The organism is Brevundimonas sp. (assembly GCF_004210735.1).
Taxonomy (GTDB): Bacteria; Pseudomonadota; Alphaproteobacteria; order Caulobacterales; family Caulobacteraceae; genus Brevundimonas.
The window spans coordinates 1-10,377 of the sequence record NZ_SDZL01000067.1 but is presented as its reverse complement, the minus strand read 5'-3'; the positions used below and the strand labels follow the sequence as shown (position 1 = coordinate 10,377).

Below are 10,377 nucleotides of genomic sequence, written 5' to 3'. Positions count from 1 at the left end.
AGCAGCTCCAGCATCTGGTATTCCTTGCCCGTCAGGTGGACGCGGTGACCGTTCACCTCGACCGTCTTGCCGTCCAGGTTCACGGCGATCTCGCCGGTGTGGATGATGGCCTGGGCGTGGCCCTTGGAACGACGGACCACGGCGTGGGTGCGCGCGATCAGCTCGTCCTTGTGGAAGGGCTTGGTCAGATAGTCGTCGGCGCCGCCGCCGAAGGTCTTCACCTTCGTCTCGATCTCGTGGCTGCCGGACAGGATCATCACCGGGGTGTTGATCTTGCCCACGCGCAGCTGGCGCAGGACCTCAAGGCCGCTCATGTCGGGCAGGTTCAGGTCGAGCAGGATCAGGTCGTAGTCATAGATCTTACCCAGATCGATGCCTTCTTCGCCCAGATCGGTCGTGTAGACGTTGAAGCCTTCCGACTTCAGCATCAGCTCGATGCTTTGCGCCGTGGCGTGATCGTCTTCAATCAGCAGAACACGCATTCATGCCCCTCCAGGCAAAGCTTGATCGTGGACCGGACGCCCCGCGGCCGGGTAACCTTGTTCGGACGTTAACAGCCGAAAACCTTAAGAACGGTTAACGCCATCCGATGATCGAATCGTAGGCTGATTTGCGAATCGCCGTCGAGGGGCCGAGTCAACGATTCGTTAATTTGTTCGGGCGCGGCCGCGTCGGCCCCTCCACCACTGCGTGGTCCCCTCCCCATTCCATGGGGGGAGAAGCGCCGCGCTCGTCCGCTACGACCGATCCTGGCGTTGAATAGGACTATGTTCCTATCACAGCCATCGCGCGTCAGGGAGGACGGAATGAACACAGTGTATCGGGTGCCGGTCGCAGAGGACGACCGGATCAGGGCGGGCCTGGCCCTGCAACTGGTGGCGGCGGCCACCGGCGTTTCGGCCGAGCGAATGAAGGGGGACCGGCTGGCGCCGCCCGCCTGCCGGGCGCGGTGGCTGGCGCTGTATCTGTCGCACGTCGCCTTCGGCTGGCCGCTGGAGCGGGTGGGCCACGCCTTTGCGCTGAACCGGGCCACGGTGGGCGCGGCCTGTCGCTGGGCCGAGGACGCGCGCGACCGCCCGGCCATGGACGCCCTGCTGGACCGGCTGGAAGAGGTGGCGCGCGCCGTGCTGGACGCCCCGCAGTGGGAGCCGGGCATATGAGCGACCGCCGCCTGCCGCGCATCCGCAGCTTGCTGGGCCGGCCCGGCGCCTGGGTGGACGAAGGCGAAGACGGCTACGCCCTGCGGCTGGGACCGACGCGGCGCGACCGGGTGCATCTGACGTTCGACGAGGCGGCGTTTCACGCCCTGATCGCCGCGCCGGGTCTGGTCGTGCGGCCCGGCGGCGGCTGGGCGATGCGGATGGTCAGGGCGACGGCGGACGGTCCCGCCCCCGGCCGCCCGGGCGTGATCGAGGGCCAGCGCCCGGTGATGGAGGTGGACGGCCGCGTCACCGCGCGGCGCGCCAATCTGGGCGAAAGCCCCATCGCCTGGCTGGCCCGGCGTCAGGATGCGTCCGGCCGCCCGTGGCTGAGCTCGGCCCAGGTCGCGGCGGGGGAACGGCTGCGGGCCGAGGCCGAGACCGCGCTGCGCGGCCCGTCTCTGACCATGCGCTGGGACGCCCTGCCCCGCTCGGGCGGCGGGTCGTCGGCGCGGGCCGAGCCGACCGACCGCGCCCTGTCGGCCGCCGCGCGGGTCGAGGCGGCGCTGATCGCCTGTGGCCCACGCCTGCGCCGGATCGTGGAGCAGATCTGCATCCACGGCAGCTCGCTGAAACTGGCCGAGGAAGGGCTGGGTCTGCGTCGCCGCCAGGGCAAGATCATGCTGAAACAGGGCCTGCAGGCGCTGGCGACGCACTATGGCCTGGCTCAGCCCTGACGGCGCGGCAGCTCCATCAGCTGACGGCGGGTGTCGTTGGTCAGCGGCTTGCCCTTGTACAGCGGCTTCATCAGCATGCTGGCGGTGGCCGACACCATCGGGTCGCTGAGATCCGCCCCGGCCATCAGGCCCAGAGCCTCGCGGATGTCCTCGTTGTCGGTGACGGGGCCAAGTTCATAGGGAATGCCCGGGCCCGGGGCGCTGATCGTGGCGTTCATGCAATCCGCTTTGATGGGCGCGTACATGGGCTGGTCAGACGGGACTTCGAGCTTCATCGACTGGAACACTAGGCCATTCTGGTTTTTCCAGTTGGTCGAGATGGTGATGATCCCAGGTGGCATCTCGAACTCGAAATGGTCGTTCGTCCGGTTATAGAACTGGAAGCAAAGATTCACCTGGCCGGTGGCTGGACCCTGGACAGGCAGAGGCTCCTCGCCCGGCTCGGCGTCCGGCCGCTTGCAGCCGTCGGGATCGAACGGATTGTAACTGACGATCGTCAGTTCGATCCCTTCGGGCAGGACGAACGGCGTGCCGGTCGGCCGGGCGCGGTTGTTTTCGCCGAACCCCGGCGGGTCATCCTGGGCGAGGGCAGCGCTCGACAAGGTCAGGGTAAGGGTCGCGACCGCCATTGCGGCGGCCAGTATTCGGGTCAGGGACATGGCGTGTTCCAGAGGTGACGCAGGGGGTTAGGGCTGCTTGGCCGGAAGTTCGGCGATCTCGGCGCGATGGCGGGCGGTCAGAGGATCGCCGTCGTACAGGTCTGCCAGAATCGCACTCGCCGCCGCACCGTCGTTCATACTGGACAGGTCGCGGTCGGCTAGCAGCCGCAGCGCCTCGACGATATGCGGATGCTGCGTCACCGGCCCCAGGCGATAGCGGGCGCCGGAAAAGCCGGTCGGGGCGCCCCTTGTGACGTTCATGCAGTCAAATTTGAGCTTTACGAAAACCTGCTTTGCCGGAACCTCGATGTCTGCGGACTGGATCAGGATGCCGTTCTGCGTTTCTGTGCTTTCGGACTCGACGATGACCCCGGGCGGGAACCCAATATTGATTGGGCCGCCGGTCTTGTTGTTGAACACCAGGCAGAGCTGCACGGCGCCGGCCGGGTTGCCCAACTCTTGCGTGGGGCCTTCCTCTTCCGGGTCCTTGCAGTCGTTCTCGTCGAAGAAGCTGTAGCTCAGGATCGGCTCGACCAGTTCCACCCCCTCGGGCAGGACGAAGGGGATGCCGACCGGCGGCTCCTTGTTGTCGCGCATCCCCGGCAGGCCGACGACTTCGTCATCGACAAAGGCGTGCGCGGACGGGGCGACCGCCACGGCGATCAGCAGGCTGGCGACGACGGCGCCCAGTGTTCTGAACATGACGGTCTCAATCCACGATCTGGACATGCGCGGCCGGCCGACCCGCAGTCAGGGAAGCCTCAGAGGATGCCGGCGCCTAGGGGTTGCGGACGTCGTCGGGGTTCTGAAGCCGGGCGCGGAACTGGGCGGCGGTCATCTTCAGATGCACGGCATCGCCGCTGACGGTGGCCTCGCGGCCATAGATGCGGCGCAGATTGTAATAGGTGTCGGCGGTGAAGAACATTTCGCCCGGCCCATAGACGCGCTCGTTGTTCGGGACGTGCATGACCTCGGCGACGCGGACGCCGTCGGACGACATGACGGCCATCTTGTTGCGCACCGTGATGCTGGCGCCCGAGGCGGCGGATGCTTCGGCCGGCGCCGGGGCTGCGGTTGTAGCTGCGGCCGCAGCCGGGGCCGCAGTGGCGGCGGGGGCCGCAGGCCGCGCGGCGGGAGGAGGCGCCGCCGGACGGGCGGCAGGCGGAGGCGCCGCCGGACGGGCGGCAGGCGGCGTCGCCGGACGCGGACGGGTGGCCGCATCGACGGCGCGGTTCGCCAGCCTGCGGGCTGCGGCCTCGGCCGAGCTCTGGGCCAGACGGCCCAGGAAGTCCTGGGCCACGGCGGGGGCCGCGATCAGCGACAGAAAAAGGGCGGCGGCGAGGGGGGACGCGCGCATGGACAATTGCTCCGACTTAACCAGTCATGCTGGATGCGGGACGTCCGGCTCCGTGTCTCGGACGCAACGACGGGCGCCCGAAAATACGACGAGTTTACGTTCTATGCCGCCGCCAGCGCCGCCTCGCGGATGCGGCCGACCATGCTGTTCAGGCCGTTGGCGCGCTGGCGGGTCAGGGCCGAGGGCAGGCCCAGGCGATCCAGCGCCGCGCGGGCGTCAAAGGCCAGGATCTCGGCCGGGGCGCGGTCGGAATAGAGTTTGAGCAACAGGGCGATATTGCCCTTGGACAGGGCGCTGTCGCTGTCGGCCATGAAATGCAGCCGGTCATCGCGGCGCCGCGTGGTCAGCCAGACCTGGGCGGCGCAGCCGGGCACCTTGTTGGCCTCGATCCGGTCTTCCTCGGGCAGGGGCTCCAGACCCTTGCCCAGGTCGATGACGTATTCGATCCGCCCTTCCCAGTCGCCCAGCAGGTCGAATTCCTCGACCAGTTCGGCCAGGACGTCGTCGATGGGGGCGGGCGCGGCGGTCATGGCCCGCAGATAGGCCGGACGCGCGGATCAGACAACGCCATCTGCTATTCGCCCCCAGGCATTCGCCATCCGTCCCCCGTCGCCATATCCCCTGCGACGGGAGCGCCCTCGCGCCGCCACAGTGGGGCGCGTAAGCTGCGCGGTCGGCCCGGCCTGTCCGGACGCCGCCCTTCGCCGCCACTGTTTCCGGGCCTTCCTTGCCGTCTTCGCCTTCGACCAAAGTCAGGACCAGCGCCACCCCTCGCCCGCGCGAGGGGGTGCCCGCACTGGCGACCTGGCACGCGGCCTGGGCCGGGGCCGTGGCGCTGCTGGCGCTGGGCTGGCGATTGCTGGACCCCGGCATGGGCGGCGCCGTGCTGATCGGGGTGCTGGCCATGGCCGCGCCGGGGCTGGCGGGACTGATCCTGTTGTGGCGCGACCGTCGGGACGAGCGGCTGGCCATCCTGTTCGTGTGGTGCCTGGCGGCGGTGGCCGCGTCGGGCCTGACCGGCGGGCTGGGCGGGCCGCTGTCGGGCTTCCTGTTCATGCCGCTGGCCGCTGGCGTGGCCCTGGGCGGGCGGCGTCTGATCCAGGGCGGCGCCCTGGGCATGGGGATCGCCGTGCTGACCGGCCTGATGTCGGCGCTGCTGGGGGGCCCGGACCAGGCCCTGCCCGGCCTGACCGCTGCGACCGGCCTGCTGGCCGCAGTGGCCGCGGCCCTGTCGGCCCGACTGGCCCTGGCCCCGTCCGAGCGACGCCTGGCCGCCGTGGTCGGATCGGTCGAGCGGATCGAGACGGTGCTGGCCCGCCAGCCCGGCCTGACCCTGTTGCTGGAGCCGTCGGGCCGCATCCTGGCCGCCTATGGCGCGCCGCCGCCGGCCCTGCCGGTCGAGCCGTTGTTCGACCAGGGGCTGATCGCCGCCGTCCACGCGCCCGACCGGTCGCTGGTCCTGTCGGCCATCGAAAAGGCCATGACCGGCGCCGAGGTCGAGACCCGCTTCGCCCCGCGTCTGGCGCTGGACCGGCGCATCGTCCTGTTGCTGCGGCGGTTCGATCCGGCGCCCGGCGGCGGGCCGCGCCTGATCGCCCAGGCGTTCGACGGCACCCTGGCCCACGCCCGCGAGGCGGGGCTTGAGGCCGCCCGCGCCGAGGCCGAAACCCAGAACGCCGGCAAGACCCGCTTCCTGGCGAACATGAGCCACGAACTGCGCACGCCGCTGAACGCGGTGATCGGCTTCTCGGACATCATGAAGCAGCAGCTGTTCGGCCCCCTGCCCGGCCGCTATGCCGAATACGCCGACTCCATCCACCAGGCGGGCGGTCATCTGCTGGACCTGATCAATGACGTGCTGGACGTGTCCAAGATCGAGGCCGAACGCTATCAGCTGCAGATCGAACGGTTCGACGTGCGCGACGCGGTGTCCGACGCCATGGCGCTGGTCCGCCTGCCGGCCGACGAAAAGGGGCTGGCGCTGGCCGCCGTCCTGCCCGCCGAGGCGGTCGAGGTCCAGGCCGACCGCCGCGCGGTCAAGCAGATCGCGCTGAACCTGCTGTCCAACGCCCTGAAATTCACCCCGCCCGGCGGCGCCGTCACCGTGACGGTCGAGGCCGTCGGCCCCTATCTGGAGCTGATCGTCTCCGACACTGGCGTCGGCGTCGCGCCCGAGGACGTCAAACGCCTGGGCCGGCCGTTCGAACAGGCCGGCGACGCCGATCAACGCTCGCAGGGCACGGGCCTGGGCCTGTCGCTGGTCCGCGCCTTCGCCGAACTGCACGGCGGCCGCATGTCGATCGACAGCACCTTGGGCGAAGGCACGGCCGTGACGGTGCGCATGCCGGTCGTGCCCATGGCGGGCGCCGAGGTCGTGCCGATCGGCGTGGCGAACTGAACCCTCTCCCTCCCCGTCCCGGGGAGGGTGGTTGAGGCCGTCAGGCCGAAACCGGGTGGGGGCGGCAGGGCTGAACATCCGCAGCACCCGGCATCGCCAAGCCCTCCCCACCCGCTCGCCGCTTCGCGGCGACCACCCTCCCCGGGACGGGGAGGGAGAAGGTCGCGTCTAGATCCGCCCCATCGCCAGGAACGCCCGACCGGCAGAAAAATCCCCCGCCTCGAACTCGGCGCGGGCGACGCTGCCGTCGCGGAACAGGAACTCGACGGTGAAGACCTCACGCGGGTCCAGCGCCTCGACCGCGTCGATGGCCGCGTCGGAGAAGCGCCACAGGTCGCCGGCCTTTTGCCCACCCGTCAGCAGGGCGCGCGGCGCGGGCTCGGACCCCGACGCCCAGACGGCGCGGCGCAGCCCCTCGGGCGGAAGGACGCCCGGCCAGGCGCGGGGCGCCACGGCCGGATCGCGCAACATGATGCGGGCGCCGTAAGGGCGCGGCTTGCCCACGAACGACACCACGGCGGCGCCGCGATCCTGTTCGTCCAGACCGAATGTGACGGGCGAGGCGCCGGTGACGGTCGCCTGTTTCAGCCGCCAGCCGGGCGTGTCGAACCGGTCGGCGATCCAGGCGGCGCGCACGCCCTCGAAATTCATCCGCGCCGTGCGCGACCAGCCGGCGAAGGCGCCCTCTACCCGGCGCTTGACCACGCCCAGTTCGGGGTCGGCGCAGGCCACGGCGGCGGCCCGCCCGCGCGCCCGTCCGGCCGAGGCGTTCAGCGAAATCTCGTTCACCCCCGCGCGCAGGGCCGCGCCCCGCGCCTGACGCGCGGCGGCGTCCAGGGCGGCGGCGACCGCCGGCTGGAACAGGTCGCAGCGGGCGTGCGCCTCCAGCACAAAGGCGCGCTCGTAATAGGGATTGGCCTGCGCCATGGCGACGCCCGGCGCAGCCGCGGTCAGCAGGGCGCAAAGGCCCGCCGCCGCCCAAAGCGCCTTGATGGGCGCCGTTCTGGCGCCGAAGAGGGAAACGTTTATCCTCATGGGACGCGATCTAACGCATCAGGCGTTCCGGTCCGGTTTCCGAGCAGGGTTACCTAAATGATACTGTCGACCGACGTCTGGGTGGGCGCCCTGATCCGCCGGGCCCAGTTGGAGGGCGCCTACGCCACCGTGGTGAAAAAGGGCGACGACCGCGCCGGCGCCGTCATCGTCAAGGCCTTCAACACCGCCGAACGCCGCGCCCGCCTGTATAGCGAAGCCTTCGGGACCGACGGCGAACGGTTCTGGATGCAGCCGGTCGAGAGCGAGCAGGAAAGCGAACTGGACGCCTATATCGAGCGCCAGCGCAAATACGACCCCGACCTGTGGGTGGTCGAGATCGAAGACCGCCAGGGCCGGCATTTCCTGACGGAGAAGGTGGGTTAAGCCCGACGGTAGGCTACGAAAGCCGCTGATCGCAGGTTCGCCGTAAGTTGGCCGCAAGCGCATCGACGACATCCCACGCAGCACGACAATAGGCGCGCGGGCTTCGCCGCATCATAGGGCTGGGAACATGAGACATCTTCTGATCGCCGCAGGGATCATCGCCAGCGCCGGCTGCGCGGCTCAGGAGGCCGAGAGCGGAACCCTGAAGGATCTGAAGTGGGGCATGACCTCGAATGAAGTGATCCGGACGCTGGACGGACGCGCCCGCGCGCAGACGGGGCTGCCCGACGAGAACGGCCAACTCGGTGTCGTGAGCGTCGAGAATCTGAACGGCCAGGCGACGCCGATGGACTTCTTTTTCCGGGACGGCAAGCTGGTCAGCTACCGGATCGAGTTCCCGGAAGGATACGAACAGTGCCAGGTCAAGCGCTCCGAGCTGGACGCGCTCTATGGCGACTCCTTCTACAAGTCGGGCGGCCCGGACAGCGGCTGGACCAACAGCGTGTGGTACGAGCCCACGCTTTCCGGCCAGGTGCAGTTGCTGGCCATCGGCGACGAAGCCGACGCCTCGTGCCGTTTGACCTTCATGGACGAGATGGCTCCCAATGCGCGGGACGCCCAGGGTCTGACCCGGCATGAGGGAAAGCCGACCCCGCGTCCGGACTATCGCCCCTATCGTCCCGGCTGAGGCTGATGTCGGTTTCCCATCCATGAACGGCCGCGCGACCGGTGGTGAATCCTTAACCGCGTTCGGGAACGGAACCGCAAGCCAAGGCGCCTAGGGTGGCCCTGTCGACCAGAAGCGTCGACGTGATGGCGAGTAGGCCCCGATGCTGTTTCTGCTGAACGACGTGGTGTTCGACCTGGACGAGACCTGCCCGGTCACGTCCGCCGACGCGCGGCGTTTCGAGAAGCTGGGCTTTGACTATGTGCTGGAGCTGGGCTGCGAGCTGTTCGCCGAGGACCCGTTGCTGCACCGGAACGATCCGGTGCGGGCGCGGCGTCTGGCCTGGCTGATCGCCGAGCGGTCGCCCGATGTGAACGCGGCCCTGTTCGCCGCCCCGGCCGAAAACTGCGCGCCCGAACTGGTCGAGCCGCGCTTCTGCGCCCTGCCCGACGCCATCATCCGCCAACTTCAGACCCGCGCCCGCAAGGGCCGGCTGGACGCCGTCAGCGCCGACAAGGTCGTCTGGGGCCGGATGGCGGCCTAAGACGCAGCACGCTGCCAGGCTCGTTTTCACCGTCATCCTCGGGCTTGACCCCAGGATCGAGCGAAGCGGCGCACTGGACATTCCCAAGTCGCGCAGGCGGACAATCCGATCCTCGGGTCAAGCCCGAGGATGACGGCACAAGAGACATGGCGCCCGATCTCGCCCCCTCCACCATGCTGCGCATGGTCCCCCTCCCCCGTTTCGCTGCGCTTCACAGGGGAGGATCGCAGGGTCAGATCGCCGCGAACAGCGCGTGCACCGCCACCGCCACCAGGCAGATGGCGCCGAAGCCGATAATCAGGCCGAACACCGGGTGCAACGGCTTGCCGTGCGCGTTCAAACGCGGGGCGGCGGCAATGGTGGATTGAGCGGCGGATGTCGCCCGTGGAGCCGTCGTGGCCATGGTCGTTTCCTTTCCCTGCGGCGCCTCGCTGCGATGGCCGGGCGTCTCACACGGCGAAGCCTGACTCCAAAAGCCCCGCTTGGCGAGGGGTTATTGCCGCGCTCACGCTCTGGTGACTTTCGCGGCCCGACGCGGTAGTGCGCGCGCCATGTCGAAACTCACGCTCGCCGAAGAGGCCGGTCGCCGCCGGACCTTCGCCATCATCGCTCACCCGGATGCGGGCAAGACGACCCTGACCGAGCATATCCTGCTGGCCGGCGGCGCCATTCGCGCGGCGGGCGCCGTGCGGGCGCGCGGCGAGAACCGGCGCACCCAGTCCGACTGGATGAAGATCGAGAAGGAACGGGGTATTTCGGTCAGCGCCTCGGTCATGACGTTCGAGCACACCACGTCGGACGGCGTGGCCAAGATGTTCAACCTGCTGGACACGCCGGGTCACGAGGACTTTTCCGAGGACACCTATCGCACCCTGACCGCCGCCGACTGCGCCATCATGGTGCTGGACGCCGCCAAGGGCATCGAGCCGCAGACGCTGAAGCTGTTCGAGGTCTGCCGCCTGCGCGACATTCCGATCATCACCTTCATCAACAAGCTGGACCGCGAGGCGCAGGACCCGATGGCCCTGCTGGACGAGATCGCGTCCCGGCTGCAACTGGACCCGGCCCCGATCTGGTGGCCGGCCGAGAGCGGTAACCGCCTGCGCGGCATGGTCGAGCTGGGCACCGGCAAATTCCAACCCTATGCGAAAAAAGTCGCCGGCTCGAACGCGGACGCCGAACACCCGGACGCCCTGCCCCTGGCCGACGCCGCACGGTATTTCGAGGAAGGCGAGCACGCCGCCATGACCGAGGCGCTGGAGCTGGTCGAGGCCGGCTATCCGGCCTTCAACCGCCAGTCGTTTCTGGAGGGGCACCTGACGCCCGTGCTGTGGGGTTCGGCCCTGCGCCACTTCGGCATCGACGAACTGCTGGCGGCCATCGGCGAATGGGCCCCGGCGCCCAAGGTCATGAAGGCGAGGAAAGAGGCCCCGCCCGAGACCCGCAACGCCCCCGCC

Annotated in this window: 14 protein-coding genes; 7 read left to right on the top strand and 7 right to left on the bottom strand. The window is 69.3% G+C overall.

Going from position 1 to position 10,377, the window contains the following annotated elements:
- Nucleotides 1–482 (bottom strand): response regulator transcription factor (locus EON91_RS12545; protein ID WP_292095301.1); only part of this gene is annotated, 482 nt, incomplete at its 3' end.
- A gap of 324 nt (nucleotides 483–806) precedes the next feature.
- Here EON91_RS12545 and EON91_RS12540 point away from each other — a divergent pair.
- Nucleotides 807–1,160: a chromosomal replication initiator DnaA gene (locus EON91_RS12540; protein ID WP_292095298.1), complete on the top strand. Its 354-nt coding sequence runs from the start codon at nucleotides 807–809 to the stop codon at nucleotides 1,158–1,160.
- Nucleotides 1,157–1,876: a DUF6456 domain-containing protein gene (locus tag EON91_RS12535; protein WP_292095296.1), complete on the top strand. Its 720-nt coding sequence runs from the start codon at nucleotides 1,157–1,159 to the stop codon at nucleotides 1,874–1,876. The genes EON91_RS12540 and EON91_RS12535 overlap by 4 nt, the downstream gene beginning before the upstream one ends.
- Here the strand turns inward: EON91_RS12535 and EON91_RS12530 are convergent.
- The 4 genes from EON91_RS12530 to EON91_RS12515 form a co-directional block, all read right to left on the bottom strand.
- The gene (locus EON91_RS12530) at nucleotides 1,867–2,535 is read right to left on the bottom strand and encodes a hypothetical protein (protein ID WP_292095295.1); all 669 of its coding nucleotides are present in this window, start codon (nucleotides 2,533–2,535) and stop codon (nucleotides 1,867–1,869) included. The genes EON91_RS12535 and EON91_RS12530 overlap by 10 nt on opposite strands.
- A 27-nt stretch (nucleotides 2,536–2,562) precedes the next feature.
- Complete coding sequence (locus EON91_RS12525; RefSeq protein ID WP_292095292.1) at nucleotides 2,563–3,237, bottom strand: hypothetical protein; 675 nt, start codon at nucleotides 3,235–3,237, stop codon at nucleotides 2,563–2,565.
- A gap of 76 nt (nucleotides 3,238–3,313) precedes the next feature.
- Nucleotides 3,314–3,892: a hypothetical protein gene (locus EON91_RS12520; protein WP_292095291.1), complete on the bottom strand. Its 579-nt coding sequence runs from the start codon at nucleotides 3,890–3,892 to the stop codon at nucleotides 3,314–3,316.
- A gap of 101 nt (nucleotides 3,893–3,993) precedes the next feature.
- On the bottom strand, nucleotides 3,994–4,422 hold the full coding sequence (locus EON91_RS12515) for a SufE family protein (protein WP_292095288.1): 429 nt from the start codon (nucleotides 4,420–4,422) through the stop codon (nucleotides 3,994–3,996).
- Nucleotides 4,423–4,679: 257 nt separating this feature from the next.
- Between EON91_RS12515 and EON91_RS12510 the strand changes: the two genes are divergently transcribed.
- Nucleotides 4,680–6,290, top strand: a complete 1,611-nt coding sequence (locus tag EON91_RS12510) for a HAMP domain-containing sensor histidine kinase (protein WP_292095285.1) — start codon at nucleotides 4,680–4,682, stop codon at nucleotides 6,288–6,290.
- A 168-nt stretch (nucleotides 6,291–6,458) separates the two neighbouring features.
- On the opposite strand, the gene EON91_RS12505 is transcribed toward EON91_RS12510, so the two are convergent.
- Nucleotides 6,459–7,325, bottom strand: a complete 867-nt coding sequence (locus tag EON91_RS12505; protein WP_292095283.1) for a hypothetical protein — start codon at nucleotides 7,323–7,325, stop codon at nucleotides 6,459–6,461.
- 57 nt (nucleotides 7,326–7,382) lie between these two features.
- Between EON91_RS12505 and EON91_RS12500 the strand changes: the two genes are divergently transcribed.
- From EON91_RS12500 to EON91_RS12490, 3 genes are all read left to right on the top strand, one after another.
- Nucleotides 7,383–7,709 carry a DUF1491 family protein gene (locus tag EON91_RS12500; RefSeq protein ID WP_292095279.1) on the top strand — a complete coding sequence of 109 codons (327 nt, stop codon included), beginning with the start codon at nucleotides 7,383–7,385 and terminating at the stop codon, nucleotides 7,707–7,709.
- A 127-nt stretch (nucleotides 7,710–7,836) separates the two neighbouring features.
- On the top strand, nucleotides 7,837–8,397 hold the full coding sequence (locus EON91_RS12495; RefSeq protein WP_292095278.1) for a hypothetical protein: 561 nt from the start codon (nucleotides 7,837–7,839) through the stop codon (nucleotides 8,395–8,397).
- 142 nt (nucleotides 8,398–8,539) lie between these two features.
- Complete coding sequence (locus tag EON91_RS12490; protein ID WP_292095275.1) at nucleotides 8,540–8,920, top strand: hypothetical protein; 381 nt, start codon at nucleotides 8,540–8,542, stop codon at nucleotides 8,918–8,920.
- 232 nt (nucleotides 8,921–9,152) lie between these two features.
- On the opposite strand, the gene EON91_RS12485 is transcribed toward EON91_RS12490, so the two are convergent.
- Nucleotides 9,153–9,323: a hypothetical protein gene (locus EON91_RS12485; protein WP_292095273.1), complete on the bottom strand. Its 171-nt coding sequence runs from the start codon at nucleotides 9,321–9,323 to the stop codon at nucleotides 9,153–9,155.
- Between the two features lie 148 nt (nucleotides 9,324–9,471).
- Between EON91_RS12485 and EON91_RS12480 the strand changes: the two genes are divergently transcribed.
- Nucleotides 9,472–10,377: GTP-binding protein (locus EON91_RS12480; protein ID WP_292095270.1), on the top strand; the 906-nt coding region annotated here is incomplete at its 3' end.